The 26141-nt window shown below is 69.0% G+C and carries 31 protein-coding genes and 1 riboswitch; of the genes, 18 read left to right on the top strand and 13 right to left on the bottom strand.

The annotated features are described in order from the left end of the window. The first annotated feature begins 1 nt into the window (after window position 1). Together Q7T09_RS17755 and Q7T09_RS17760 are read left to right on the top strand one after the other, a co-directional pair. Window positions 2–1255 (top strand): YceI family protein, encoded by a 1254-nt coding sequence (locus Q7T09_RS17755; protein ID WP_304701526.1) that lies wholly within the window; start codon window positions 2–4, stop codon window positions 1253–1255. Next, window positions 1189–2160, top strand: coding sequence for an L-threonylcarbamoyladenylate synthase (locus Q7T09_RS17760; protein WP_370689279.1), 972 nt, complete (start codon window positions 1189–1191; stop codon window positions 2158–2160). Before Q7T09_RS17755 ends, Q7T09_RS17760 begins: the two co-directional genes overlap by 67 nt. Here the strand turns inward: Q7T09_RS17760 and Q7T09_RS17765 are convergent. Together Q7T09_RS17765 and Q7T09_RS17770 are read right to left on the bottom strand one after the other, a co-directional pair. Continuing rightward, entirely contained in the window at window positions 2148–2546 is a 399-nt protein-coding gene (locus tag Q7T09_RS17765) for a type II toxin-antitoxin system VapC family toxin (protein WP_304701527.1), read from the bottom strand. The two genes, Q7T09_RS17760 and Q7T09_RS17765, sit on opposite strands and share 13 nt — an antisense overlap. Beyond that, window positions 2543–2821, bottom strand: a complete 279-nt coding sequence (locus Q7T09_RS17770) for a type II toxin-antitoxin system VapB family antitoxin (RefSeq protein WP_304701528.1) — start codon at window positions 2819–2821, stop codon at window positions 2543–2545. The genes Q7T09_RS17765 and Q7T09_RS17770 overlap by 4 nt, the downstream gene beginning before the upstream one ends. 68 nt (window positions 2822–2889) lie before the next feature. Here Q7T09_RS17770 and Q7T09_RS17775 point away from each other — a divergent pair, with 68 nt between their 5' ends. Both Q7T09_RS17775 and yaaA read left to right on the top strand, forming a co-directional pair. Beyond that, window positions 2890–4299 (top strand): FAD-binding oxidoreductase, encoded by a 1410-nt coding sequence (locus tag Q7T09_RS17775; protein ID WP_304701529.1) that lies wholly within the window; start codon window positions 2890–2892, stop codon window positions 4297–4299. 6 nt (window positions 4300–4305) lie between these two features. Further along, complete coding sequence (gene yaaA, locus Q7T09_RS17780; protein WP_304701530.1) at window positions 4306–5088, top strand: peroxide stress protein YaaA; 783 nt, start codon at window positions 4306–4308, stop codon at window positions 5086–5088. A 95-nt stretch (window positions 5089–5183) separates the two neighbouring features. Here the strand turns inward: yaaA and Q7T09_RS17785 are convergent, their stop codons facing one another. Continuing rightward, window positions 5184–5975, bottom strand: coding sequence for a glutathione S-transferase family protein (locus Q7T09_RS17785; protein WP_304701531.1), 792 nt, complete (start codon window positions 5973–5975; stop codon window positions 5184–5186). 146 nt (window positions 5976–6121) lie between these two features. Between Q7T09_RS17785 and Q7T09_RS17790 the strand changes: the two genes are divergently transcribed. Further along, entirely contained in the window at window positions 6122–6907 is a 786-nt protein-coding gene (locus tag Q7T09_RS17790; RefSeq protein ID WP_304701532.1) for an SDR family NAD(P)-dependent oxidoreductase, read from the top strand. Between the two features lie 8 nt (window positions 6908–6915). On the opposite strand, the gene Q7T09_RS17795 is transcribed toward Q7T09_RS17790, so the two are convergent. Beyond that, a complete protein-coding gene (locus tag Q7T09_RS17795) occupies window positions 6916–7179 on the bottom strand; it encodes a hypothetical protein (protein WP_304701533.1) in 264 nt (87 codons plus the stop codon). A 112-nt stretch (window positions 7180–7291) separates the two neighbouring features. Continuing rightward, window positions 7292–7534, bottom strand: coding sequence for a hypothetical protein (locus Q7T09_RS17800; protein ID WP_304701534.1), 243 nt, complete (start codon window positions 7532–7534; stop codon window positions 7292–7294). A 171-nt stretch (window positions 7535–7705) separates the two neighbouring features. Between Q7T09_RS17800 and Q7T09_RS17805 the strand changes: the two genes are divergently transcribed. Beyond that, complete coding sequence (locus Q7T09_RS17805; protein WP_304701535.1) at window positions 7706–8680, top strand: nitronate monooxygenase family protein; 975 nt, start codon at window positions 7706–7708, stop codon at window positions 8678–8680. Between the two features lie 156 nt (window positions 8681–8836). Here Q7T09_RS17805 and wrbA read toward each other — a convergent pair whose 3' ends face one another. Both wrbA and Q7T09_RS17815 read right to left on the bottom strand, forming a co-directional pair. Continuing rightward, window positions 8837–9436 carry an NAD(P)H:quinone oxidoreductase gene (gene wrbA, locus Q7T09_RS17810; RefSeq protein ID WP_304701536.1) on the bottom strand — a complete coding sequence of 200 codons (600 nt, stop codon included), beginning with the start codon at window positions 9434–9436 and terminating at the stop codon, window positions 8837–8839. 57 nt (window positions 9437–9493) lie between these two features. Next, window positions 9494–10192, bottom strand: coding sequence for a pirin family protein (locus Q7T09_RS17815; protein WP_304701537.1), 699 nt, complete (start codon window positions 10190–10192; stop codon window positions 9494–9496). A 124-nt stretch (window positions 10193–10316) separates the two neighbouring features. Here Q7T09_RS17815 and Q7T09_RS17820 point away from each other — a divergent pair, with 124 nt between their 5' ends. After that, window positions 10317–11243, top strand: coding sequence for a LysR family transcriptional regulator (locus tag Q7T09_RS17820; RefSeq protein WP_304701538.1), 927 nt, complete (start codon window positions 10317–10319; stop codon window positions 11241–11243). 9 nt (window positions 11244–11252) lie between these two features. Here Q7T09_RS17820 and Q7T09_RS17825 read toward each other — a convergent pair whose 3' ends face one another. Then, window positions 11253–11732 carry a hypothetical protein gene (locus Q7T09_RS17825; protein WP_304701539.1) on the bottom strand — a complete coding sequence of 160 codons (480 nt, stop codon included), beginning with the start codon at window positions 11730–11732 and terminating at the stop codon, window positions 11253–11255. A gap of 128 nt (window positions 11733–11860) precedes the next feature. Here Q7T09_RS17825 and Q7T09_RS17830 point away from each other — a divergent pair, with 128 nt between their 5' ends. From Q7T09_RS17830 to Q7T09_RS17840, 3 genes are read left to right on the top strand one after another with little or no spacing between them, the layout of a single operon-like run. Then, entirely contained in the window at window positions 11861–12301 is a 441-nt protein-coding gene (locus Q7T09_RS17830; protein ID WP_304701540.1) for a TIGR02301 family protein, read from the top strand. A gap of 30 nt (window positions 12302–12331) precedes the next feature. Next, window positions 12332–13309, top strand: a complete 978-nt coding sequence (locus Q7T09_RS17835; protein ID WP_304701541.1) for an SPFH domain-containing protein — start codon at window positions 12332–12334, stop codon at window positions 13307–13309. A gap of 4 nt (window positions 13310–13313) precedes the next feature. Then, window positions 13314–13775: an NfeD family protein gene (locus tag Q7T09_RS17840; RefSeq protein WP_304701542.1), complete on the top strand. Its 462-nt coding sequence runs from the start codon at window positions 13314–13316 to the stop codon at window positions 13773–13775. On the opposite strand, the gene Q7T09_RS17845 is transcribed toward Q7T09_RS17840, so the two are convergent. The 5 genes from Q7T09_RS17845 to ispH form a co-directional block, all read right to left on the bottom strand. Continuing rightward, entirely contained in the window at window positions 13738–14238 is a 501-nt protein-coding gene (locus tag Q7T09_RS17845) for a MarR family winged helix-turn-helix transcriptional regulator (RefSeq protein ID WP_304701543.1), read from the bottom strand. The two genes, Q7T09_RS17840 and Q7T09_RS17845, sit on opposite strands and share 38 nt — an antisense overlap. Window positions 14239–14315: 77 nt before the next feature. Next, a complete protein-coding gene (gene rnhA / locus Q7T09_RS17850) occupies window positions 14316–14768 on the bottom strand; it encodes a ribonuclease HI (protein ID WP_304701544.1) in 453 nt (150 codons plus the stop codon). Continuing rightward, window positions 14765–15730: a homoserine kinase gene (gene thrB, locus Q7T09_RS17855; RefSeq protein ID WP_304701545.1), complete on the bottom strand. Its 966-nt coding sequence runs from the start codon at window positions 15728–15730 to the stop codon at window positions 14765–14767. Before thrB ends, rnhA begins: the two co-directional genes overlap by 4 nt. Before the next feature lie 34 nt (window positions 15731–15764). Then, a complete protein-coding gene (locus tag Q7T09_RS17860; RefSeq protein ID WP_304701546.1) occupies window positions 15765–16538 on the bottom strand; it encodes a class I SAM-dependent methyltransferase in 774 nt (257 codons plus the stop codon). Beyond that, the gene (gene ispH / locus Q7T09_RS17865; RefSeq protein WP_304701547.1) at window positions 16538–17500 is read right to left on the bottom strand and encodes a 4-hydroxy-3-methylbut-2-enyl diphosphate reductase; all 963 of its coding nucleotides are present in this window, start codon (window positions 17498–17500) and stop codon (window positions 16538–16540) included. Before ispH ends, Q7T09_RS17860 begins: the two co-directional genes overlap by 1 nt. Before the next feature lie 124 nt (window positions 17501–17624). Here ispH and Q7T09_RS17870 point away from each other — a divergent pair, with 124 nt between their 5' ends. The 8 genes from Q7T09_RS17870 (at window position 17625) to Q7T09_RS17905 (ending at window position 26102) form a co-directional block, all read left to right on the top strand. Further along, window positions 17625–18311, top strand: a complete 687-nt coding sequence (locus Q7T09_RS17870) for a Tat pathway signal sequence domain protein (protein ID WP_304701548.1) — start codon at window positions 17625–17627, stop codon at window positions 18309–18311. Then, window positions 18308–20107 (top strand): arginine--tRNA ligase, encoded by a 1800-nt coding sequence (locus tag Q7T09_RS17875; protein ID WP_304701549.1) that lies wholly within the window; start codon window positions 18308–18310, stop codon window positions 20105–20107. Before Q7T09_RS17870 ends, Q7T09_RS17875 begins: the two co-directional genes overlap by 4 nt. A gap of 199 nt (window positions 20108–20306) precedes the next feature. Beyond that, window positions 20307–20397, top strand: a riboswitch (glycine riboswitch). 162 nt (window positions 20398–20559) lie between these two features. Beyond that, window positions 20560–21672, top strand: coding sequence for a glycine cleavage system aminomethyltransferase GcvT (gcvT, locus tag Q7T09_RS17880; protein ID WP_304701550.1), 1113 nt, complete (start codon window positions 20560–20562; stop codon window positions 21670–21672). Window positions 21673–21685: 13 nt separating this feature from the next. Further along, complete coding sequence (gcvH, locus tag Q7T09_RS17885) at window positions 21686–22051, top strand: glycine cleavage system protein GcvH (RefSeq protein ID WP_304701551.1); 366 nt, start codon at window positions 21686–21688, stop codon at window positions 22049–22051. A gap of 6 nt (window positions 22052–22057) precedes the next feature. Beyond that, window positions 22058–23404 (top strand): aminomethyl-transferring glycine dehydrogenase subunit GcvPA, encoded by a 1347-nt coding sequence (gene gcvPA, locus Q7T09_RS17890; RefSeq protein WP_304701552.1) that lies wholly within the window; start codon window positions 22058–22060, stop codon window positions 23402–23404. Then, window positions 23401–24984: an aminomethyl-transferring glycine dehydrogenase subunit GcvPB gene (gene gcvPB, locus Q7T09_RS17895; RefSeq protein WP_304701553.1), complete on the top strand. Its 1584-nt coding sequence runs from the start codon at window positions 23401–23403 to the stop codon at window positions 24982–24984. The genes gcvPA and gcvPB overlap by 4 nt, the downstream gene beginning before the upstream one ends. 127 nt (window positions 24985–25111) lie before the next feature. Beyond that, entirely contained in the window at window positions 25112–25531 is a 420-nt protein-coding gene (locus tag Q7T09_RS17900) for a hypothetical protein (RefSeq protein WP_304701554.1), read from the top strand. 166 nt (window positions 25532–25697) lie between these two features. Further along, the gene (locus Q7T09_RS17905; RefSeq protein WP_304701570.1) at window positions 25698–26102 is read left to right on the top strand and encodes a PGPGW domain-containing protein; all 405 of its coding nucleotides are present in this window, start codon (window positions 25698–25700) and stop codon (window positions 26100–26102) included. The last annotated feature ends 39 nt before the right edge of the window (window positions 26103–26141 follow it).

Raw genomic sequence — 26141 nt, forward strand, 5'->3', positions numbered from 1 at the left:
CATGAGGCGCGACCGCTACGCCACGCCCGCCATCGTCCTGCACTGGCTGATCGCCGCGGCGATCCTGTTCCAGATGCAGCTGCCCTGGCGCTTCCACGACCTGAAGACACCGGAAGCCTTCGCGCTGATCCAGCTGCACAAGTCGGTGGGGATCACCATCCTGGCGCTCAGCCTGGCGAGGCTCGGCTGGCGGATCGCCAACCCGCCGCCGCCGGAGCCCGCCACCCTGGCGGTCTGGGAGCTGTGGCTGTCCAAGGCCGTGCACTGGGGGCTCTACGCCCTGATGATCGGCATGCCGATCACCGGCTGGATCATGGTCTCCACCAGCAAGACCGGCATCCCGACGGTGCTCTGGGGCCTGATCCCCTGGCCCCACGTCCCGGGCCTGGCCGAGCTGCCCGCCGCCGGCAAGGCGGTCTGGAACGGCGCGGCCCATGAGACCCACGAGACCCTGGGGTGGGGGTTCTATGTCCTGATCGGCCTGCACGTGGCCGGCGCTCTGAAGCACCAGCTGTTCAGCCGCGACGAGCCGGTCCTGCATCGCATGGCGCCCGGCGCCCAGGCCGGCCGCTGGCTGGAGCCGCGTCTGCTGCTGATCGCGCTCGGCGTCGCCACGGCCATCGGCGGCGCCTGGCTGATCCATCCCCGGCCCCCGGCCTCGGCGCCCCTGCCGCCTCCGGTTCCCCAGGTGGCCGAGCCCGTGGCCGCCGCGCCGAGGGCGGCGCCGTCGCCGGTCGCGGAGGTCGCCGAGACCCCCGCGGAGCCCTCGAAGTGGACCGTGTCCAAGGGCTCGGCCATCGGCTTCTCCAGTTCCTGGGGCGGCCAGGCGCTGGAGGGGCGGTTCGACCAGTGGACGGCGGATATCGCCTTCTCCCCCGACGCCCTGGACCGCAGCCACGCCAAGGTGACCATCGACCTCGCCTCCGTCGCCACGGGCGATCCCCAACGCGACGCGGCCCTGCCGGGTGCGGACTTCTTCGATGTGGCGGCCTGTCCCAAGGCGATCTTCACGGCCGACCGGTTCGAGGCGGTCGGCGGGGACCGCTATGTCGCCCGGGGCAAGCTCAGCCTGCGGGGTGTCACCCGGCCGGTGCGCCTGGCCTTCACCCTGAAGATCGACGGCGACAAGGCGCGCATGAGCGGTGTAACCAGCCTCGACCGGACCGCCTTCGGCGTGGGGCAGGGCGAGTGGCAGGCGACCGATCAGATTCCCGCACAGGTGAAGGTGAGTGTCCAGCTCACGGCGACGCGCTAGACGCGGCGGTCGCGGCCCTGCGCGCGGGGTCGCTGGTGATCCTGCCCACCGAGACTGTCTACGGCCTGGGCGCCGACGCCGCCAATCCCGCCGCCGTGGCCGCCATCTACGAGGCCAAGGGTCGGCCGCGCTTCAATCCCCTCATCAGCCACGTGGCCGACCTCGCCACCGCCGAGCGCCTGGCGGTGTTCGACGACCGGGCGCGGGCCCTGGCGGCCGCCTTCTGGCCCGGGCCGCTCACCCTGGTCCTGCCCATCGCGCCCGACACCGTGGTCTGCGACCTGGCGCGCGCGGGACTGGAGACCGTGGCGATCCGGGTCCCCGCCCACCCGTTCGCCCGCGAACTGCTGGCCCGGTTCGGCGGCCCGGTGGTGGCGCCGTCGGCCAACCGCTCGGGGCGGCCCAGCCCGACCACCTTCGCCGACGCGATGGAGGAGACGGGCGACAAGGCGGCCGCGTCCCTGGATGGCGGACCTTGCGCGGTGGGGCTGGAGTCCACCGTCGTCGCCCTGCTGGACCAGCCGCGTCTGCTGCGGCCGGGGTCGGTGACGCGCGACCAGATCGAGGCGGTGATCGGGCCGCTGGCCGAAGCCGATGACGACGCCAAGCGCTCGCCGGGCCGGCTGGCGCGGCACTATTCGCCGGAAGCGCCGGTGCGGCTGAACGCCGAGGCGCCGCAAGCGGGCGAGGCCTATCTCGCCTTCGGATCCACCGGCGCGACGGGAAATGTCCTGAACCTCAGCCCGGCCGGCGATCTGCGCGAGGCCGCCGCCAACCTCTTCGCTTTCCTGCGGGCCGCCGATCGCACCAAACCCACCGCCATCGCCGTCGCGCCGATCCCGGCCGAGGGTCTGGGCGAGGCCATCAACGACCGGCTGAGCCGCGCCGCGGGCTATGTCGGCTGAAGCGCCGAGCGGATGTCGGTGCGGGTGAAGTCGTCGCCCTTGTAGAGCAGGGGAAGATCAGCTGCCTTTGCCAGAGCATAGGCGAAGGTGTCGGCTAGGTTCAAAGCCGCTGGGTGGAAGCCCTTGCCGTACATGAAATAGGCGGCGAGCGCGGCGTCGGCCAAGGCGAAGTCGTTGCACACTTTCACATCCAAGGTGTTCAGCCAGGAGTCGAGGCTGGCCTGATCTTCGACGAAGCCATGGCGGCGAAGCACGATCCCCACCTCGACATAGTTGATCGGACTGATGGTGACCGATGCGCTGGCCTGGATGATCGCGAGATGCTCCATCCAGTCCGGTTCGCGCACGGCGATGGCCACCAGCGACGAACTGTCGACGATGATCAAAGGTTATCCTCAAGTCCGGGAATCTCGTTCAACGCGTCCATGGCCGCCTTCGAGGTGTCTATCTGCCGGCCATCATCCAGGCCGATCTGTTTGCGGAATTGATCGGTGGCTTCGATCATTTCGGCCAAGGTCGCCTTCTTCCGGGGCTTGGCGTTCTCCTGCTCCAGCCGCAGCTTGATCGCCTTATCGATGGCGCCGGTCAGGCTCTCACCGGTCAGGGCCGCAAGCTCCCGAGCCCTCTTCTCCACATCGACATTCTTGATCAGGATGGCCATGCCGATCTCCCTTATATAACGCAGTATATACTGGTCTGAGCGACTACGGAAGCGTAGGCTGCAGTCCCATGACGATCTCCGTTCCCGCCGATGTCCTGTCCCGCCTGAAGGCCGTGCTCGGCGAGGGGGGCTGGAGCCAGGAGCTCGAGCGGCTGGCGCCCAAGCTGCTGGAATGGCGTGACCGCTGGAAGGGGACGACGCCCCTGCTGGCCCTGCCCAGGACCACCGCCGACGTCTCCGCCGTGGTGGGGATTTGCCACGAGGCCGGCGTGCCGATCACCACCCAGGGCGGCAATACCGGGCTCGTCGGCGGTCAGATTCCGCAGGGGGAGATCCTGCTCTCCACCGAGCGGATGTCGCAGGTCCGCGACGTCGACGCCTTCGACGACGTCATCGTCGCCGAGGCGGGCGTGACGCTCGCCGCCGTTCACGAGGCGGCCCTGAAGGTGCGCAGGCGCTTCCCCATGGGCCTGGCCTCGGAGGGCAGCGCCACTGTCGGCGGGATCGTCTCCACCAACGCCGGCGGCACCGCGGTGCTGCGCTATGGCAACACCCGGGACCTGGTGCTGGGCCTGGAGGCCGTCCTCCCCAACGGGGAGATCTGGAATGGCCTGAAGCGCCTTCGCAAGGACAACACCGGCTATGATCTGAAGCAGCTCTTCATCGGCGGGGAGGGGACCCTGGGGGTCGTGACCGCCGCCAGCCTGAAGCTGTTCCCCATCCTGGCCAGCCGCGCCACGGCGGTGGCGGCGGTGGAGTCGCCGGAGGTGGCTATCCAGCTGCTGGTCCGCGCCAAGGAGGAGGCCGGAGGCGCCGTCGAGGCCTTCGAGCTGATGGGCCGGCGCGGCGTCGAGTTCGTCCTGAAGAACATCGCGGGCCAACGCGACCCGCTGCACCAGGCCTATCCCTGGTATGTGCTGATCGAGATCGCCTCGGGGGAGCCGGGCGCGGCGGAATCGGCCATGGAGCGCCTGCTGGGCAAGGCCCTGGAGGACGCCCTGATCCTCGACGCCGCTATCGCCCAGAGCGAGGCCCAGGCCAAGGCCTTCTGGGCGGTGCGGGAGAACCAGTCGCCGGGCCAGAAGCCCGAGGGCGCGACCTGGAAACACGACATCTCCGTCCCCGTCAGCCAGGTGGCGAAGTTCATCGCGCAGGCGACGGCGGCCATGGAGGCCTTTGCGCCGGGTTGCCGGATCACCGCCTTCGGCCACGTCGGCGACGGCAACATCCACTATGACGTCATTCGCCCCGACGGCGGCGAAGACGCCGCCCACTCGGCCAGGCGCAATGAGGGCTCGCGGATCGTGCATGATATCGCCGCGGCCATGGGCGGATCGATCTCCGCCGAGCACGGCCTGGGCTCCATGAAGACCGAGGAGGCTCGGCGCTACAAAAGCCCGGTGGAGGTTGCGGCGCTCAGCGCGATCCGGCAAAGCCTGGACCCCAAGCGGATCATGAATCCCCGCGTCTTCTTCTGAGCCGCCATGCTGATTGTCCTGTCCCCCGCCAAGGCGATGAACTTCGCCGCGCCGGACCAATCCCTGCCGATGACGACGCCGGAGATGGGGGAGGACATCGCCCTGCTGTCGGAGACCACCCGCAAGCTGACGGTGGCCCAGGTGAAGCGGCTGATGAGCCTGTCGGACAATCTGGCCAAGCTAAACCGGGAACGCTTCCAGGCCTTCGACGCTGCCATGGAGGAGGGGCTGCAGGCCGCCTTCGCCTTCAACGGCGACGTCTATATGGGCTTCAAGGCCCGCGAGCTGGACAGGAAGGCGCTGGCCTTCGCCCAGGACCACGTCCGCATCCTGTCGGGCCTCTACGGCCTGCTACGGCCCCTGGACGGCATCCAGCCCTACCGCCTGGAGATGGGGACGCGGCTGAAGACCAAGCGCGGCCCGAGCCTCTACGCCTTCTGGGGCGACAAGGTCGCCACGGCGCTCAATGAGCAGGCCGCCCGCCACAAGGACCCGACTCTGGTGAACTGCGCCAGCCAGGAATATTTCGGCGTCGTGGACCTGAAGGCGCTGAAGCTGCCGGTGGTCTCCCCCCGCTTCGTCGAGGAGAAGGACGGGCAGGCCAAGGTGATCAGTTTCTACGCCAAGAAGGCCCGCGGCCTGATGGCCCGCTACGCCGTCGACCACCGCATCGAGGCGGCCGCCGACCTGAAGGCCTTCGACAGCGAGGGCTACCGCTTCCAGCCCCAGGCCTCCAGCGAGACCGAGTGGGTCTTCTCCCGTCCGCAGCCGCCGCTGAAGACGGCCTAGAGCCCCATTTCGAATGAATCGAAACGGGGCTTTAGAGTCCTACTTGGTCGCTCTTCCTGATCGCCTGACTTGATCCAAGTCAGGCGGGAAACGCTCTAGCCGAAGGTCGGGCTGAAGCGGATGTTGTCGCGGGCCAGGCCGTCAATGACCACCTGGGCGCCGCCGCTCTTGATCATCCATTCCAGGCGGTGGTCGCGGTACTCGCGCTTGAACAGGCCCTGTTTCACCAGCTCGGCGACATTGGGCATGGCCGAGGCCGCCGCCGCGGCGCCGGCTTCCTTGGTGGTCTCGGCGACGGAGGGCCGGGCGTTGGCGCGGGTGAGCCAATCTGACAGCCGGCTCCCCTCGGCCGGCGGATTGCCGTGGCCCACCGAGCCGTTGAGATAGGCAACGACGGCCAGGTCGCCCCAGCCGAAGCTCTCGCCGTTGAACCAGGGGCGGTTGGCCAGTTGGCTTTCCAGCCAGGCGAAGAATCCTGCGGTCTGCTCGGCGGCCGTGGCGATCAGAGCCTGGGCCAGGTCCCCCTCGGCGCGGTGGAACCAGTAGATCTCCGACAGGCCCCAGTTGATGGCCTCGAAGTGGGTGTCCATCACCTCCTCCAGCATCCGCACCCGGGCGCGCTCGGCGGGGCTGGCCGGCAGCAGGGGCGGGGTCGGCCAGCGGTCCTCGATATATTCCAGGATGATGGTGGAATCGAAGATGGCCACCTCGCCGTCCACCAGGGCCGGGACCTCGGCGCGGGGATTGGCCGCCAGGAAGTCGCCCTGGGCGCCCCCCGCGCCCAGCCCGCCCGGGGCCACGGCCTGGAAGGCCTGGCCCTTCTCGCGCAGGGCGATCTTGACCTTCTGGGCGTAGGGCGACAGCGGGTGGTCATAGAGGGTGAGCATGGCGGTCCTCCCGGGACGTCTTTCGCCCATCCGGAGCCCCCGCCGCCGGGTAAGTCAAATGGCGCGGCCGCGGCTTGACGGACCGGGCGTCAACACCGCCTCTGTCGTCCCAACAATCGTCAGATAAGAGACTGGGAGCAGACGTCATGGCCTACAAACCCTTCGACCTGACCGGCAAGGTGGCCCTTGTCACCGGTGGCAATGGCGGCATCGGCTTTGGCATGGTGGAGGCCATGGCCCAGGCCGGCGCCGACGTGGTGATCTGGGGCTCCAACGGGAAGAAGAACGCCGACGCCGAGGCCAGGCTCAAGGGCGCGGGCGTCCGGGTCCTGACCCAGGTGGTGGACGTGGCCGACGAGCAGGCGGTCAAGGCGGGGATGGCGGAAGCCGTGGCCAAGATGGGCCGCATCGACACGGTGATCGCCAATGCGGGCATCGGCGGCGGGGCGCCCTCCTTCTCCGAATTCTCCACCGAGACGTACCGCAAGGTGTTGTCGGTGAACCTGGACGGGGTGTTCTTCACCTTCCGCGAGGCCTGCAAGCACATGGTCGAGCGGGCCGGGTCGGGCGACAAGGCCGGGGGCTCCCTGGTGGTCATCTCCTCGCTGTCGGCCCTCGATGGCGCGGCGCGCAACGAGGCCTACGCCGCCACCAAGGGGGCGGTGATCTCCATGATCCGCGCCATCGCCGTGGAGCATGCCCGCTACGGCGTGCGGGCCAACGCCATCCTGCCCGGCTGGATCGCCACCGACATGACCGCCGGCGCCCAGGGCAACGACAAGTTCAACGACGCGGTGATCAAGCGGGTGCCCATGCGCCGCTGGGGCCAGCCGGCGGACTTCGGCGGCATGGCGGTCTATCTGGCCTCCGGCGCCTCGGCCTTCCACACCGGCGACAGCTTCCTCATCGACGGCGGCTACGGGATCTTCTAGGTCGAAGACTACTTCACATCTGGCGGTGACGCTGGCTTGACCTCAAGACGCGCCAACCGCTCAGATTGCTGAGAAATCTGAGCGGTCAGGGCGTCGATCTTGGAGGACACCTTCTCGGTTGCCGTGTCCATCCTGGCGCTGAGGATCAGATATCCAGTAGCGAAGGCGCAGAGAAGCAGCACAACGCCGCCGATTGAGACCTGCAACACTTGGCGGATATCGCCTCGTAGTTCCCCGAGGCGGGTTTCAACGGATTGCTGCCAGTGATCCATGCCGTCAGAGGTGCCTCCTCCTCCGCCTCCGCGCAACTTTTCAAGTTCGCCGTGAGCATTTCGGAGTTCGTCGCGAGCTCTCTGCGCGTCTGCGAGCACCTTTCGAATCCGACTATCGACTGTCATCGTCGCTTAGCTCGTCGAGGTGAAACTCCTGCTCGATCTTCGTCGCGAGCTCAAGCAGGCGCTTGCTCGCCTCGGTTCCCTCCGGATGGTCCTTCTTTCCGGAGATTGCCTCTGCAAGGCCGCCCGTCGTGTAGAGGGTCATCTCAGAAGCGTAATCGACGGCAAGCTTCATCGCGCGCCTTAGCTCGCCGAATGTCACGGGCGCGTCATCGGGCTTCTGCGTGCTCACCGCATCATTACTCCATGCCGAAGGACCACAATCTACCCATTGTTGAGGTGTGGTCGCAACACACGGTGTGCCGGCTCGCGGTTGTGCCACCCACAGTGACCTTGGGTCATGGTTTCCTTAGGCCACCCGTGGCGCCATCCTGCGCCCAACGAGATTTCGGGAGAAGACGCCATGACCCTGCACACACCGCTCTGCGACCTCCTGGGGGTCAAGCATCCGATCATGCTGGCCGGCATGGGGGGCGTCTCCTATGCCGAGCTGGTGGCCGCGGTCTCCAACGCCGGCGGCTATGGCGTGCTGGGCATGGCCGGCCGCACGCCCGACTTCATCCGCGACGAGATGCGCAAGGTCAAAAGCCTGACCGACAAGCCCTTCGGCGTCGACCTGCTGGCGGCTTCGCCCGAGAGCCTGACGGCTTCCGTGGAGATCATCATCGATGAGGGCGCCTCCAGCTTCGTGGCGGGCCTGGGCGTGCCCATGCCGATCATGGAGAAGCTGAAGAAGGCCGGCCTCAAGGTGATGGTGGTCTGCGGGGCTGTGAAGCACGCGGTGAAGGCCGAGCAGGCCGGCTGCGACGCCGTCATCTGCCAGGGCGGCGAGGGCGGCGGTCATACCGGACTTGTCGGCACCATGCCCCTGGTGGCCCAGGCGGTGGAGGCCGTGAAGATCCCGGTGGTGGCGGCCGGCGGCCTCTATGACGGGCGCGGCCTGGCCGCGGCGCTGACCCTGGGCGCCGTCGGCGTCTGGATGGGCACCCGCTTCATCGCCAGCCATGAGGCCCATGCCGGCGAGCTCTACCGCCAGACCATCGTCGAGGCCGCCGACGAGGACACCGTCCGGACACGGTCCTATTCCGGCAAGCCGATGCGGGTGCGCAAGAACCCCTATGTGGAGGATTGGGAAACCCGTCCCCAGGACATCCAGCCCTTCCCCATGCAGGCGATGATCTCCACCCAGGCCGGCGTCATGGGCGGCATCGGCGGCCAGATCGAGGGTCTGGACCCCGACAAGTCCTGCTTCGCCATGGGCCAGTCGGCGGGCGGCATCCACACCGTGCTGCCAGCGGCCCAGATCGTGGCCAACCTGATCTCGGAGGCGGAAGCCGCCCTGGCCCGGGCGAGCAAGCTGGTGAAGGTGACGGCCTAGTTTTCTCCCTCCCCGGGTCGCAGGGGAGACTTTCTCATCAAACGATCGGGGTGGAGGCGCGGCGCGCCTCCACCCCTCGCGTGCCGCCGGGCTGGGGGTCAGCCTTGGCGGCGTCGGCCGTCGTCCTCCGGGGGAGGTCGAACGACGGCGCGTTCGCTAGGCCGCCAGCTTGGCGGCGGTCTGCGCGATCTTGCGGCCCTGGTAGCGGGCGCCTTCCAGCTCGTTCTCACTAGGCTGACGCGAGCCGTCGCCGCCGGCGATGGTCGACGCGCCATAGGGGCTGCCGCCGGTGACTTCCGACAGGGTCATCTGGCCCGCGAAGCCGTAGTCCAGGCCCACCACCACCATGCCGAAGTGCAGCAGGTTGGTGATCACCGAGAACAGGGTCATTTCCTGGCCGCCGTGCTGGGTGGCGGTGGAGGTGAAGGCTCCGCCGACCTTGCCGTTCAGGGCGCCCTTGGCCCAGAGGCCGCCGGCCTGGTCGAGGAAGGCCGCCATCTGCGAGTTCATGCGGCCAAACCGCGTGCCGACGCCGATGATGATGGCGTCGTAGTCGGCCAGGTCCTCGATCCTGGCGATCGGAGCTTCCTGGTCGAGCTTGAAGTGGGCCGCCTTGGCGATCTCGTCGGGGACGGTCTCGGGGACGCGCTTGATGTCCACCGTGGCGCCGGTGGTGCGGGCGCCTTCGGCCACGGCCTTGGCCATGGTTTCGATGTGCCCGTAGGCGGAGTGATAGAGGACGAGGACCTTGGTCATGGGAGGATTCCGGGGAGGAGAGGGCGCCCCGGCTTTCACCGGGGCGGGGGGAGAGAGTTAGGCTGCGTCGACGAGGACGAGTTCGGCGTCTTCCAGGGCGGTGACCCGCACTGTGGCCTCGTCGCGGATGGCGGCGCCGTCGCGGGCCTTCAGGGTCACGCCGTTGACCTCCACTGAGCCGGTGGCGGGCACCAGGTAGCCGTAGCGGTCGGCGCCCAGCTCGTATTCGGCGGTCTCGCCGGCCTTGAGGGTGGCGGCCACGACCCGGCCATTGGTGCGGATCGGCAGGACGTCGGTGTCGCCCTCGACGCCGCTGGCCAGGGTCACGAACTTCCCGGCGCGGTCGCCCTTGGGGAAGGGCTTGGCGCCCCAGCTCGGTTCGCCGCCCGTCTTGTTGGGCTGGATCCAGATTTGGAACAGGGTGGTGGGTTCGCTCTCCAGGTTGAACTCGGCGTGGCGGATGCCCGAGCCCGCGCTCATCACCTGGACGTCGCCGGCCTGCGTGCGGCCGGTGTTGCCCAGGCTGTCCTGGTGGGTGATGGCCCCGGTGCGGACATAGGTGATGATCTCCATGTTCGCGTGGGGATGCGGCGGGAAGCCGGAATTGGGCTCGATCCTGTCGTCGTTCCACACCCGGAGAGGGCCCCAGCCCATGCGCTTGGGGTCGTAATATTCGGCGAAGGAGAAGTGATGCTTGGCGTCGAGCCAGCCGTGGTTGGCGCCGCCGAGGGAGTCAAAGGATCTGCGTTCGATCATCTCGTGGTCTCCTGATCTTGAAGGAACGCGCGGCAAGCCGTCGCGTCGCTTGTTGAGATCAAGGTAGCCATTGCAGCCCAATCCGAAATAGAAACGATGGAAACAGATCGTTTCGGAAATCGTCATGCCACGTCTTCCCGACTTCGAGGCCTGGGCCATCTTCGCCAAGGTGGCCGAAACCGGCGCCTTCGCCCGCGCCGCCGCCGAGCTGGAGCTCTCCAAGGCCACGGTTTCCAAGGCCGTGGCGCGGCTGGAGGGCCGGCTTGGGACCACCCTCTTCCACCGCACCTCCCGCAAGCTGTCCCTCACCGAGAGCGGGCGGACGGCCCTGGAGCGGGCGCAGCGCCTGCTGGCCGAGGGGGAGGCGGTGGAGGCCGAGGCCGCCGCCCAGTCGGCGACGCCCCAGGGCCTGGTGCGGCTGGCCGCGCCGATGTCCTTCGGGGTGCGGCACGTGGCGCCCCTGATCCCGGAGTTCCTGAAGCTCTACCCGGATGTCTCCATCGACCTCAGCCTGTCGGATCAGAAGGTGGACCTGGTGGGGGAGGGGTTCGATCTGGGCCTGCGGATCGGCGCCCTGCCGGACTCCTCCCTGCTGGCGCGCCGGCTGTGCGCGGTGCGGATCGTGCTGGTGGCCTCGCCGGCCTATCTCCAGGCCCACGGTCGCCCCGCCCATCCCCGTGACCTGATGCTGCACAAGGCCTTGACCTACGCCTATGTCCTGACCCCGGAGGTCTGGCGGTTCTCGCACCCCACCCAGGGGGAGCAGGCGGTCACCGTGAGCGGGCCGCTGAAGGTCAACAATTCCGACGCGCTCGGGCCGGCCCTGCGCGAAGGCCTAGGCCTGGCCCTGCAGCCGGAGTTCCTGATCTGGCAGGAACTGACCGACGGGACCCTGGAACCGGTGATGTGCGATTGGCGCACCCCGCCCATCGCCCTGCACCTGGTCTCGCCGCCCGGGCGACAGCGGCCGGCCCGCGTGCGGGTGCTGCACGACTTCCTGGCGCAGCGCCTGGCGACGGCGCCCTGGGCGGTGGCGGAGGAGGCGCCTTGAAGCCCGCCGCTATTCCGCGCCCTTGGTGAACTCCGCGAAGGATCCCAGGCAGCCCTGCCAGACGCCGATGTGCTGCTTCACCTCGTCGGCGGTCATCCGCAGATTGACCAGGGTGGCGTAGGCGACGTTGGGCTTGCCGTCGTCGGCGATGAAGCCGCGGCAGGCCACCTGGCCCTTGTTGAAGCTGTTCATCTCCGCAAAGCTCACCCCTTTGGCCGAGAAGGCGGTGGTGAAGATCAGGGCGTGGCAGGCCTTACCCTTGGCGTCGCAGTCCACGTACTGGGCGCCGAAATCCCCGCCGGGGGTCTCCACATTGACGAACACCTCGGTCCCTGCCGTCTTGGCGATCTGCGCCTTGGCGTTCATCGACTTCAGCAGGGTGACCAGGGCCGCGGGATCGCGCACGTCGAACAGCGGCTTGGCGGGGGTGGCCGCGTGGGCGGCGACCGCCAGGGCGGCGACGGCGGCGGCGAGGGGAACGGTGCGCATGGGTCTTCCTTGGGCGATGCGAAGCGTGGGCATAGCTCAATTCCCCGTATCCGGCGGCAGGAGAATGGCGCTCGCCCGCCGCGCGCGCCGGGATGACAAGGGCGCGCCGCCTCTCCTAAGGTAGGGCCATGCGCCGTTTGATGCTCCCGCTCGCGCTCGCCGCCCTGGCCTTACCGGCCCTCGCCCAGGACCGCAGCCCGGCCCTGCGCCAGAGCCTGGTGGATCTCGCCTATGTGCTGGGGGAGAGCCATGCCCTGCGGCAGGCCTGCGTCGGCGTCGAGGACCAGTACTGGCGCACCCGCATGATCAACATGGTGGAGGCCGAGAAGCCCGACGAGTCCCTGGACCGCCGGCTGAAGGAGAGCTTCAACACCGGCTTCGCCTCCCGCCAGAGCGAGTTCCAGGCCTGCACGTCCGCCAGCCGGCGGGCCGAGATGGCCGCCGCCAGCCACGGCCTGGACATCTCCAACCGCCTGGCCAAGGTGATGGTCAGAACCGAGCGCGAGGCGCCGCCCACCATCTTCGAATTGAACGCGCCAGGCGAGACGGCGGGCCCGGGCCCGCGCTAAGGTCGTCTCCGAACACTCGGAGACGTTGTCATGGCCGCTGCGACAATCGCGTCGATCGCCTTCCTGATCCTGGCCCTGGTGATCGTGCTGGGGGCCATCAAGATCGTGCCCCAGGGGCGCGAGTACACCGTAGAGCGGTTCGGCCGCTACACCCGCACCCTCAAGCCCGGCATCTCCTTCCTGACCCCCTTCGTCGAGGGGGTGGGCCGGCGCATAAACATGATGGAGCAGGTTCTGGACGTGCCGCGCCAGGACGTGATCACCAAGGACAACGTCTCGGTGCAGGTGGACGCCATCGTCTTCATCCAGGTGATGGACGCAGCGGCGGCGGCCTACCGCGTCACCAATCTCGACTACGCCATCACCCAGCTGACCATGACCAACCTTCGCACGGTGGTGGGCAACATGGAGCTGGACGAGGTGCTGAGCCAGCGGGACCAGATCAACACCCGCCTGCTGGACGTCATCGACCAGGCCACCAGCCCCTGGGGGGTGAAGGTGGCCCGCATCGAGATCAAGGACCTGCAGCCGCCGCCGGACATCACCAACGCGATGGCGAGGCAGATGAAGGCCGAGCGGGAGCGCCGCGCGGTGATCACCGAGGCCGACGGGGAGAAGCAGGCGGCCATCACCGTGGCTGAGGGCGCCAAGCAGTCGGCCATCCTGCAGGCCGAGGGCCGCCGGGAGGCCGCCTTCCGCGACGCCGAGGCCCGCGAGCGGGCGGCCGGCGCCGAGGCAACCGCCACCAAGCTGGTCTCCGACGCCATCGCCAGCGGCGACGTCAACGCCATCAACTATTTCGTCGCGCTCAAATATGTCGAGGCCTTCGCCAAGTTGGCGGAGAGCCCGCAGCAGAAGACCGTCATCGTGCCCGCCGACATGAGCTCCATCGTCGGCTCCATCGCCGGGATCGGCGAACTGGTGAAGACCATCCAGTCGGACCGCCCGCCGCCGCCGCGCCCACCCCAGCCGCCGCGCGCGACGGCGGTCCCCAAGGCGGGGAGCTGATCGGGTGGAGGGCCTGATCCAACTGGCGGTCGTCAATCCGTTCTGGGTGTGGGCGGCGATCGGCGCCCTGGTGCTGGCCGCCGAGGTGGCCACCGGCTCCGGCTGGCTGCTATGGCCGGCGGCGAGCGCGGCAGCGACCGCCGTGGCTGTGGCGCTGTTTGGCCTGCCCTGGGTGGGGGCGGTGGGCCTCTATGCGGGTCTGACCATCGTCACGACCTTGCTGGCCCAGCGCTTCTGGCCGGCGCGGCAGGCCGGCGAGGCCGACGACATCAACGACAATGTGGCCCGGCTGGTGGGCCATCACGGCAAGGCGATCGCCAATTTCCACGACCGCGCGGGCCGGGTGTTCATCGACGGCAAGGAGTGGGCCGCCGACCTTGACGACGACACCCCGCTGGCTCGCGGCGCGGCGGTGGAGGTGACCGGCGTCAGCGGGGCGCGGCTGCGGGTGCGTCCGGCTCGCTGACCTCGGCCAGGAAGCTGCGCAGGGCCTTGAGGAAGGGCGTCACCGCGCGGAACTCATTGTCGGTGAAACCATCCCGCAGGGCCTCGGTCTTGGCCTTCATCGCCTTCATGACGGTGGTGGCGGTCTCGATCCCGGTGCGGGTGATCTTCACCCGCTTCTTGCGGCGGTCGGCGGTGTCGGCCAGCACGGCCACCAGGTCCATGGCCTCCATCCGTTGCAGGATGTTGGTGAGCGCGCCCTTGGTCATCAGCATGATGCGCGCCAGCTCCGCCGGGGTCTGGCCGTCGCCGTGGCGCATGAACCAGCGCAGCAGCTCGAAATGGGCGTGGGTCATGCCCTCGGGCAGGTGGCGGCAGACCGCCATGCGCAGATAGTGTTCAATCATCCCGATCTCGCCGAACACCTCCACATAGGGGTGGTCGTGGGCAAGCGGCGCGTTGCGCAGCGGGTTGGGTGTCGTCATGCGCGCCTCCATATCGTTCAATCTTGAACGATATGGGTTGTGTCGCGGGGCGCCGCAAGGGCCGCGCGCAGATTCGCCTAACGCCGGTTGGCGGCCAGGGCTTCCTTCAGGCCACGCCCGGCCAGGGCGTCGGCGTGTTCGTTCAGCTCATGGCCGGCGTGGCCCTTGACCCAGCGCCAGTCGACCGTGTGACGCTCGCGGGCGGTGTCCAGCCGCCGCCAGAGGTCCTCGTTCTTCACCGGCTTCTTGTCGGCGGTCTTCCAGCCGCGCTTCTTCCAGCCGTGGATCCACTCCGAAATGCCCTTCATCACGTAGGTGGAGTCGGTGTGGAGCTCGACCTCGCAGGGCTTGTTGAGGGCCTCCAAGGCCTGGATGGCGGCCATCAGCTCCATGCGGTTGTTGGTGGTGTCGGGCTCGCCGCCGCAGATGTCGCGGCGATGGCCGCCGGAGATCAGCAGGGCGCCCCAGCCGCCCGGCCCCGGATTCCCCGAGCAGGCGCCGTCGGTATAGATCACCACCTTGGGGGTCACGCGGGGTCCCCGAACAGCACCAGGTCCGGCGCCTCGCGGTGGACGGCCAGCTTTCGCTCGTATTCCAGCGGGTCCTTGGGGCGGACCAGGGCGCCGGGCGGCGTCGCCCCCCAGGCCTCCAGCCGCGTCAGGAAGAACCGCATGGCCGCCCCATGGGCCAGGACCGGCAGGGCGGCGCGCTCGCCGCCGCTCAGGGGGCGGTGGCGCTCGTAGCCGGCCACCAGGGCCCGGGCGCTGGTGATGTTGAAGCTGCCGTCGGCCTCGAAGCACCAGGCGTTCAGCGCCACGGCGATGTCGTAGGCGAGCGCGTCGACGCAGGCGAAATAGAAGTCGATGGCCCCGGCGAACTTCCCGCCCGAGAAGAAGACGTTATCGGGGAAGTAGTCCTCGTGGATGATCCCCTGGGGCAGGCCCTGCGGCCAGGTCCGGGCCAGCCGGTCCAGGTCCGCGCCGATGGTGGCGGCGAGGCCGGGCTTCAGGGCCTCGGCGTCGTCTTTGAGGGTGGCGAACAGTGGCGCCCAGGCGGCCTGGCCCAGGGCGGGCTTTCGCGTGCCCGGGAATCCCTGGGCGGCCAGATGCAGCCGCGCCAGGCCTTCGCCGGCCTCGCGGCAGTGGGCGGCGGTGGGGCGACGGACCGACAGGCCGGGCAGGAACTCGATGATGGCGGCGAGCTTGCCGCGCACCCGCTTGATGGTCTCTCCCGCGCGGTCGGCGACCGGAGAGGCGCAAGGGTAGTCATGCTGCGCCAGCCAGCGCATCAGGTCCAGGAAGAAGGGCAGTTCCTCCTCCTTCATGCGCTTCTCGTAGATGGTCAGGAAATAGCGCCCGACCGTGGTCTCCAGCATGAAGTTGGAGTTCTCGACGCCCTCGGCGATGCCCTTGAACGCCACCGGCGTCCCGAGGTCGTAGTCGGCGAGCAGGAGGGCGAGCTCCTCGTCGGTGATGTCAGTGTAAACGGCCATGCTGGCGCCGGGATGCGGGAGGCCGGCCCAGGCGTCAAGCCTTGGAGACCACCCAGAGGTCCTGACCGCCGTCATAGTCGCTCGGCGCCGCCCAGTTCCCGCGATGGAAGGAGACCACCTCCAGGCCGGCCGCGGCGATGGCCTGGGTCAGGGCCTCGGCGTCATGGGCGATGGCTCGCTCCGGGCTGCGCGGATCCACGACGCTGGAGGTGGCGTCATAGGGCTGGAAGTCGAACTGCGGCGCCTCGGCGGGCCGGGGCGAGAAGGCGGTGAAAGCGAAGCGGCCCCCCGGCTTCAGCACCCGACGGGCCTCCTCCAGATAGCGCCCCACCGGACCGAACCGCATGTGGGTGAAGACCGACATGGCGAAGGCGACATCGATGGACCCGTCGGCCACCGGAAACACCACCGCGTCCTCGGCCAGCGTCCCCGACCGGTTGTAGTCGCCGTTCCAGATGTCGAGATGGACGAAGTTCAGCTGCGGATAGCGCCGTTGGCACATGCCGATGGCGGCCTTGGAGAGATCGAATCCCGTATAGGGATGGTCGTTCAGGTGGGCGGCCATCCGGCCGGTGCCGCAGCCGATGTCCAGCAGGGCGTCGCCGGGGCGCAGGCCGCCATAGGTCCGCAGCCAGCCCACGGCCTGCAGGCCGATGGCGTGGTGGTCGCCATTGCCGACATTGTGGATCACGCTCCACGGATCGCCGGGCCGACGGGTCGGCAGGCTCTTGATGTCGAGCCACAGGCCCGAGAGCGCGCGGCGCAGGGGCGGCGGGGCGTAGCTGGCGAGGGCGCGGATCGTGGACATCAGCCCTCCACCAGCACCCGGGGCAGCTTGAAGCTGACGGTCTCGCGGGCGGCGTCGACCTCCTCCACTGTCACGTCGAAGGTCTCGCCGAGCTTGTCGATCAGGCCCTGGACCAGGACCTCGGGGGCCGAGGCGCCGGCGGTGACGCCGACGGTGGCCGCGCCCTCCAGCCAGGCGAGGTCCAGGAAGGAGGCGTCGTCGATCAGGTGGGCCTGGGCCACGCCCTCGCGCCTGGCCACCTCCACCAGGCGCACCGAGTTGGACGAATTGGCCGAGCCCAGGACCAGCAGGACATCGCTGCGGGCGGCCACGCTTTTCACCGCCTCCTGGCGGTTGGTGGTGGCGTAGCAGATGTCTTCCTTGTGCGGAGCGGCGATCTCCGGGAATCGCTCGCGCAGGGCCGCGACGATGGCCGCGGTGTCGTCCACCGAGAGCGTGGTCTGGGTGGCGAAGGCTACGTTCGTGGCGTCCTTCGGCGTGAAGGCGCGCGCGTCCTGCACCGTCTCGATCAGGGTCACGGCCCCCTCTGGCAGCTGGCCCATGGTGCCGACGACCTCCGGGTGGCCGGCGTGACCGATCAGCACGATCTCCATCCCGGCGTCATAGTGGCGCTGGGCCTCGACATGGACCTTGGAGACCAGGGGGCAGGTGGCGTCGAGATAGAGCATCTTGCGCGCCTTGGCGTCGGCGGGCACCGATTTTGGCACGCCGTGGGCGGAGAACACCACCGGGCGGTCGACCGGGCACTCGTCCAGTTCCTCCACGAAGACGGCGCCCAGCGACCTCAGCCGGTCCACCACGTGGCGGTTGTGGACGATCTCGTGGCGGACATAGACCGGCGCGCCGTACTTCTGGATCGTGCGCTCGACGATCTGGATGGCGCGGTCGACCCCGGCGCAGAAGCCGCGCGGCGTGGCGAGCAGGACCGTCAGCGGGGGGCGGGGGCGGGCAGGTTCGGACATGCTCCCAAACTAGGCGTCCGAGGCTTCCGCCGCCAGCCGCGTTGCGGCCTCAATCGATAGTCAGTAGTAGAGGTCCGACCGTGCGGACCCCCGCGCGACAACTCTCTCTGTTCTGGACGACCCCATGCGCCGTTCCCTCCTGCTGGCCGCCTGCGCGTTCCTCGCGGCCGCCACCACCCTTCCCGACCTCGCCATGGCCCAGGCCCGCCGCGGCGGCGACCAGCAGCGCCAGGAGCAGGAGGCGGCCAAGAAGAAGAAGCAGAAGGAAGAATGGAACGACGTCCAGGCGCCGCTGCAGGCCCTGCGCAACGCCGGACCGTGCCCCTTCGTGAAGGTGCTCTACGACGCCGGCCGCTACGTCGAGTTCAAGGACAACAAGGAAGCCTCGGCCAATGTCGGCTATTCCGGCGAGATCCAGGGGATCTCGGCGGGCTGCCAGTACAAGGAGTCCGATCCGATCCAGGTCCAGATGGAAGTGCTGTTCGAGCTGGGCCGCGGCCCGCAAGCCCAGGGCTCCTCCAAGACCTATCGCTACTGGGTGGCGGTGACCAAGCGCAACGAGGCGGTGATCGCCAAGCAGTACTTCGATCTGCCGGTGACCTTCGCCCCCGGCCAGGACCGGGTCTATGTCACCGAGAAGATGGCCCAGATCGTCATTCCGCGCGCCAAGGACACCACCAGCGGCGCCAATTTCGAGGTCCTGGTCGGCTTCGACGTGACGCCGCAGATGGCGGCCTTCAACCGTGACGGCAAGCGCTTCCGGGTGAACGCCGGCACGGCCGCCGCGACGGGGACACCCGACCGTCAATGAGTGATCTGAAAAGGGGCCTGAGCGAAGCGGTCGCCGCCGCCTTCGCCGCCGCGGGCCTGCCGGCCGAGCTGGGCCGGGTGACGCCGTCCGACCGGCCCGATCTCGCGGACTTCCAGTGCAATGGCGCTCTGGCGGCCGCCAAGACCGCGCGCCGCGATCCCCGCGAGATCGCCGCCGGGGTCACCGCGACCCTGGCCGCCGATCCGCGCCTCTCGCTGGTGGAGATCGCCGGCCTGGGCTTCATCAACATGCGGGTCTCCGACACCGCCCTGTCGGAGCGCGCCAACGAGATCGCCGCCGATCCGCGCCTTGGCGCCGGAGAGGTGGAGACCGCACGCCGCATCCTGGTGGACTATGCCGGCCCCAACGTCGCCAAGCCGATGCACGTGGGACACCTGCGGTCCTCCATCATCGGCGAGGCCATCAAGCGGATCTTCCGGTTCCGCGGCGACCTGGTGGTGGGCGACGCCCACTTCGGCGACTGGGGCTACCAGATGGGCCTGCTCATCGGCGCCGTCATGGACGAGGACCCCTTCATCAAGGCCCTGATGGAGCAGCTGAACGGCCGCGGCCGGCCGGTGACCCCAGAGGAGGAGAAGACCGCCTTCGCCGCGCTTGAGGGCCGCGTCAGCCTGGAGGATCTGGACCGCCTCTATCCGGCCGCCGCCGCCCGGGGCAAGGAAGAGCCGGAGTACCGCGACCGGGCCCGCAAGCTCACCGCCGAACTGCAGGCCAAGACCCCAGGCTATCACCTGCTGTGGCGCCACTTCGCCCGGGTGACCAAGGTCGCCCTGGAGCGGGACTTCCATGCCCTGGGGGTCGATTTCGACCTCTGGAAGGGCGAGAGCGACGTCGACGACCTGATCGCGCCCATGGTCAAGGAACTGGACGCCAAGGGCCTGTTGGTGGACGACCAGGGCGCGCGGATCATCCGTGTGGCCCGCCAGGGGGACAAGCGCGACCTGCCGCCCCTGCTAGTGGTCTCCTCGGAAGGTTCGGCCATGTACGGCACGACCGACCTGGCCACCGTGCTCGACCGCGAGAAGAGCTTCGATCCCGACCACGTCCTCTATGTTGTGGACCAGCGTCAGGCCGACCACTTCGAGGTGGTGTTCCGCGCCGCCTACCTGGCCGGATACGCCCCGGAGGGCAGCCTGGAGCACATCGGCTTCGGCACCATGAACGGGACCGACGGCAAGCCCTTCAAGACCCGCGAGGGCGGGGTGCTTAAGCTCAACGACCTGATCGAGATGACCCGCACCAAGGCGCGCGAGCGCCTGCGGGAGGCCGACCTGGGCGCAGAGCTCGACCCCGACGCCTTCGACGACACCGCCCACAAGGTGGCCGTCGCGGCCCTGAAGTTCGCCGACCTGCAGAACTTCCGCGGCACATCCTACGTCTTCGACCTCGACCGCTTCTCCAGCTTCGAGGGCAAGACCGGCCCCTATCTGCTGTACCAGGCGGTGCGGGTGAAATCCCTGCTGCGCAAGGCCGCCGACGAGGGGGTCAAGACCGGCCCCATCACCGTGTCCGATCCGGCGGAGCGGGACCTGGTCCTGCTGCTGGACGCCTTCGACCAGGCGCTCAACGACGCCTACGACAAGCGCGCGCCGCACTTCGTGGCCGAGCACGCCTTCAAGCTGGCCCAGGCCTTCAGCCGCTTCTACGCCGCCTGCCCGATCCTTTCGGCCGAGCCCGTGCTGCGGTCGTCGCGCCTGGCGCTCGCCGACACCACCCTGCGCCAGCTGGAGCAGGCCCTGGACCTGCTGGGCGTCAACGCGCCGGCACGGATGTAGCGCCGTCCTCCCTCCCCTTCTTGGGGAGGGACAGGCGGCTCCGCCGCCCGGGTGGGGAAGCCTGAAATTTCCGCAGACCCCGCCTGAATGCCCCACCCGTCTGGCGCTTCGCGCCATCCACCCTGCCCATGAAGGGGCGGGAGGCCAACCGCGCGACTTTGCGCGTTGACTCAGGCCCACCCTTCGAACAGGTTCCGCCTCGACTCTCGCGGGAGAGACCGGGCCTTGAGCCCGGAGCCGAAGGCGCAACCGCCCCGGAAACGCTCAGGCAAACGGACCGCGAAGGCTGATGAACGCTGGAAAGTAGCGGCCCCCGTTCGGGTCGCTCGCCGAAGGAGCAAGGACCTGGCCCGACGGGCGCGATCCGAAATCTCTCAGGCCCAAGGACAGCGGGGGCAGGGCGACGGCGGATTTTCCGCGGGCGTCTGCAATCGTCAGCCGGAGTCTCATACGTGTCCGATGAAGCCCTGAAGACCACCCCGCTGGCCGCCGCGCACGTGGCCGCTGGCGCACGCATGGTGCCCTTCGCGGGCTATTCCATGCCCGTCCAGTACAAGGACGGGGTGCTGAAGGAGCACCTCTGGACCCGCGAGCACGCCGGCCTGTTCGACGTCTCCCACATGGGCCAGGCCCGGCTGCGCGGTGTCTCGCCGCTCTCGGCCTTCGAGGAGATCACGCCGGGCGACTTCATCGGCCTGAAGCCCGGCAAGCAGCGCTACTCCGTCCTGCTCAACAAGACGGGCGGGGTGATCGACGACCTGATGGCCGCCCGTCCCGACGACGACGGCCTGTTCGTGGTGGTGAACGGCGCCTGCAAGGACAACGACTTCAAGGTCATCGACAACGAGCTGGCCGGCCAGGTGACCATAGAGCGCCTGGAGGATCGCGCCCTGCTGGCGATCCAGGGCCCGGAGGCCGCCGCCGTGGTCGGCCGCCACCTGCCCGCCGCCCTGCGCATGGTGTTCATGGACTCACGCGCCATGCCCGGCTTCGGGACCAATATCCTGATCTCCCGCTCGGGCTACACCGGCGAGGACGGCTACGAGATCTCCGTGCCGGCCCATCTGGCCGAGCAGATCTGGAACCTGCTGCTGGAGGACGAGCGCGTCCGACCCATCGGCCTGGGCGCTCGGGACTCCCTGCGCCTGGAGGCCGGCCTGCCGCTCTATGGCCACGACGTGGACGAGACCGTCAGCCCCATCGAGGCCGACCTGGCCTTCGCCGTCTCGGTCAAGCGCCGCGACGCCCGCGACTTCCCCGGCGCCGCCCGCATCGCCAAGGAGTTGGCGCAAGGTCCGTCGCGCAAGCGCGTCGGCCTGCGCATTCTGGAAGGCGCCCCGGCCCGTGAGGGCGCCGAGATCGCCGACGAGAGCGGCGCCGTCGTCGGCGTCGTCACCTCCGGCGGCTTCTCGCCGAGCCTGGGCTATCCCATCGCCATGGGCTTCGTGCCGCCGGCGCTTTCCGCGCTCGGCACGAACCTGAAGGTCATTGTCCGGGGCAAGCCGCAGGCCGCGCAGGTCGTGGCCATGCCCTTCGTTCCCAATCGCTACGTCCGCAAGGTCTGAGGAGATCACCCCGATGCGTTTCACCAAGGATCACGAGTGGGTCGCCCTCGAGGGCGACGTGGCCACCGTCGGCATCACTGCCTACGCCGCCGAGCAACTGGGCGACGTGGTGTTCGTCGAGACCCCCGAGGTCGGCAAGACCGTGAAGGCCGGGGACGGCCTGGCGGTGGTCGAAAGCGTCAAGGCCGCCTCCGACGTCTACGCTCCCATTTCCGGCCAGGTCGTCGAGGCCAACGCCGAACTGGGCGACGCCCCCGAGACGGTCAACGCCGTGCCGGAATCCGGCGGCTGGTTCGCCAAGCTGAAGATCGCCGACAAGGCGGAGTTCGAGGCCCTGATGGACCGCGCCGCCTACGAAGACTATCTCGGGACCCTGTAAGCACCCATGCGCTACCTGCCCCTCACGCCGCTCGACCGGGCCGAGATGCTCGGCGTCATCGGCGTCGACACCATCGACGACCTGTTCGCCGACGTGCCAGCCGCCGCCCGCAAGGCCGACCTCTTCGACCTGCCGCTGCACGCCGGTGAGATGGAGGTGGAGCGCGAGCTCTCGGGCCTCGCGGCCAAGAACCGTCCGGCGGGGGCGGGGCCCTTCTTCTGCGGCGCCGGGGCCTACAAGCACCACGTGCCGGCCACGGTGGACCACATCATCCAGCGGTCGGAGTTCCTGACCAGCTACACCCCCTACCAGCCGGAAATCGCCCAGGGCACCCTGCAGGTCCTGTTCGAGTTCCAGACCCAGGTGGCGGCCTTGACCGGCCTGGAGGTCGCCAACGCCTCGATGTACGACGGCTCCACCGCCTGCGCCGAGGCCGTGATGATGGCCCAGCGGGTCACCCGCCGGAAGAAGGCGGTGCTGTCGGGCGGCCTGCACCCGCACTATGCGGCGGTCACCCAGACCATCGCCCACGCCGAGGGCATGGACATCGCCCGCCAAGCCGTCGCCATCGACGCCGAGGCCGCTGTGCTGTCGGCCATCGACGCCGAGACCGCCTGCGTGGTGGTCCAGACCCCCAACGTCTTCGGGGTGGTCACCGATGTGACCAGGATCGCCGAGGCCGCCCACGCCGCCGGCGCCCTGCTGATCGTGGTGACCACCGAGGCCGTCTCCTACGGCCTGCTGAAGCCGCCCGGCGAGATGGGCGCGGACATCGCCGTCGGCGAGGGCCAGTCCATCGGCGTCGGCCTCAACTATGGCGGCCCCTATGTCGGCCTCTTCGCCGCCCGGGAGAAGTTCGTCCGCCAGATGCCCGGCCGGCTGTGCGGCGAGACCGTGGACGCCGAGGGCGCGCGGGGCTTCGTCCTGACGCTCTCGACCCGCGAGCAGCACATCCGCCGCGAGAAGGCGACGTCGAACATCTGCACCAACTCGGGCCTCTGCGCGCTCGCCTTCAGCATCCACATGACCCTGCTGGGGGAACGCGGCCTGCGGGAGCTGGCGGCGCTCAACCACAGCCGGGCCCGCGAACTGCGCGACGCGCTCGCCGCCGTCCACGGGGTGGAGATCCTGTCGCCGCGATTCTTCAACGAGTTCGCCATCCGAGTCCCCGGACGCGCGACCCAGATAGTCGAGGACCTGCTGGCCGACGGCGTCGTCGCCGGCGTGCCCTTCAGCCGCCTCGACCCCAAGGCCGGGATGGACGACGTGCTGCTGGTGGCCGCCACCGAGACCACCACCCGCGATGATATCGCCGCCTTCGCCAAGGCCCTGCACACGAGGACCGCCCGATGAGCATGTCCAATATCGGTCGCCCGACGCGGCCTGAAACCGGCGTCGCCGCTGTCGCCCATACCTCGCTGACCGGGGCCCGCGGCCTGCTGCAGGACGAGGCCCTGATCTTCGAGATGGACGGCTGGGACAAGACCGGCGTCGATTTCGACGTGCCGAACCAGGACGCCTCGGACCTCGGCGACCTGGTGCGCAGCGCCCCCATCGGCCTGCCAGGCCTCTCCGAACCCGAGGCCATGCGCCACTATGTGCGCCTGTCCCAGAAGAACCACGCCATCGACCTGGCCCTCTATCCGCTGGGCTCGTGCACCATGAAGCACAACCCGCGGCTCAACGAGAAGATGGCTCGCCTGGCCGGCTTCGCCGACCTGCACCCCATGGCGCCGCAGTCCACAGCCCAGGGCGCCCTGGAGCTGATGGACCGTCTGGCCCACTGGCTGAAGACCATGACCGGCATGCCGGCCGTGGCCCTGTCGCCCAAGGCCGGGGCGCACGGCGAGCTGTGCGGCCTGCTGTCCATCAAGGCGGCCCACGAGGCCAAGGGCCAGGGCCATCGCCGCACCGTCCTGGTGCCCACCTCCGCCCACGGCACCAATCCCGCCACCGCGGCCTTCGTGGGTTCTGACGTCACCGAGATCGCCCAGACCGCCGACGGCCGCGTGGACCTTTCCGACCTGGCGGCCAAGCTCTCGCCGGACGTCGCGGCGATCATGGTCACCAACCCCAACACCTGCGGCCTGTTCGAGCGCGACATCATCGAGATCGCCCGCCTGACCCATGCGGCCGGAGCCTATTTCTACTGCGACGGCGCCAACTTCAACGCCATCGTCGGCCGGGTGCGCCCGGGCGACCTGGGCGTCGACGCCATGCACATCAACCTGCACAAGACCTTTTCCACGCCCCACGGCGGCGGCGGGCCCGGCGCGGGTCCGGTGGTGCTGTCGGCCGCCCTGGCCCCCTTCGCCCCCGCCCCCTGGGTTGTGAGCGACGGGCAGGGCTTCAAGCTGCTGGAGGAGACCGAAGGGGAGGCCGCCCAGGCCTTCGGCCGCATGGTGGCCTTCCACGGCCAGATGGGGATGTTCGTCCGCGCCTACGCCTACATGCTCAGCCACGGGGCCGACGGCCTTCGGCAGGTGGCCGAGGACGCGGTGCTCAACGCCAACTACATCAAGGCCAAGCTCTCGGCGGTGATGACCCCGGCCTTCCCGGACGGCCCTTGCATGCACGAGGCCCTGTTCGATGACAGCTGGCTGGAGGGCACCGACGTCACCACGCTGGACTTCGCCAAGGCGATGATCGACGAGGGCTTCCACCCCATGACCATGTACTTCCCCCTGGTGGTGCACGGGGCGATGCTGATCGAGCCCACCGAGACGGAGTCCAAGCAGGAGCTGGACCGCTTCTGCCACGCCCTGATCCTGCTGGCCAAGGCCGCCAAGGCGGGCGATGTCGAGCGGTTCAAGGGCGCCCCCTATCTGGCGCCGCTGCGACGCCTGGATGAGACCCAGGCGGCCCGCAAGCCTCGGTTGACGTGGCGCCCAGAGCCCACAACTGTGGCGCCGGCGCCCATGGCGGCTGAATAGCTACAGTCTGGACGAAATTTAACCCGCCGGCGTCTTTACGACTCCTTCGGGCGTTCCCATACCTGATGGGCGCGGTGACCGACCGACCTCCCCGATTGGGCGGGCCGCGCGCTCCAGGTTGAACAACGTGTCCTACGCCATCCCCAGCGTGCGCGCCCTGCGCGCCTCCGACGAGTCTGCCCGCGATCTGGCGGCGAAGGTCGGTCGATTCCTGCTCGTCATGCTTGGCCTGACCATCATGGCCGTGGGCCTGGTGACGGCCGTGCTGCCGGGACACCTGGGGCTGCCGATCCTGGTGGTCGGGCTGATGATCGTGCTGCGCAACTCCTTCAAGGCGCGCCGGCGGTTCGTGGGCATCCAGCGGGCCCACCCCAAGATGGTCTTCCCCCTGCGTCGCCTGATGCGCCGGGAGCCGGAGATCGCCGCGGTGTTCTGGCAACAGATGCTGCGGATGGAGAAGGTGGTCCTGCCGGGCCGCTACCGCTTCGCCCGCCGGCTGCGACGCTTCCTGCATCCCCGGCGGCGCGGATCGATTTTCGCCCGTTAAGCGCGTTTGAGGTGTGGCGCCGGCGCCGCGGCGTTCCCGAAATGGGCGTAAACCTTAAAATTTAACGGGCCTGTCGCCTTTACGACTCTCTTCTGCGTTCGCATATGCGCTTCAGGACGACCGCCCGACCTCCCCAAGCGGGCGCGCGTCCCAAATCCTGGTTCGAATAAAAAACGTGTCCTACGCCATGCCCAGCATGCGCGCCCTGCGCGCCTCAGACGATTTCGCCCGCGAGTTGGTGGCGCGGACCCTTCGCGTGGGTCTGGCCCTGCTCGGCGTGCTGATCGTGCTGGCCGGGATCGCGGTGTCGCCCCTGCCGGGCCCCGGCGGGATTCCGGTGATCGTCGTCGGCCTGATGCTGGTGCTGCGCAATTCCTTCAAGGCCCGCCGGACCTTCGTGAAGTTCCAGCACGCCCACCCCAAGATGGTCTTCCCCATCCGCCGCCTGCTGCGGCGGGAACCGGAGATCATCCTGGTGGCCTGGCAACAGGCCCTGCGCATCGAGCGCCTCGTCGTGCCGAGGAAGCTGCGCTTCGCCGTCAAGACCCGCCGCCGCTTCCGCCGCCGGTAGCTCCCAAAGAAAACCCCTCCCGTGAGGGAGGGGTTCTGA

Origin of the sequence: Phenylobacterium sp. (assembly GCF_030645195.1) — a bacterium.
Lineage (GTDB): Bacteria > Pseudomonadota > Alphaproteobacteria > Caulobacterales > Caulobacteraceae > Phenylobacterium.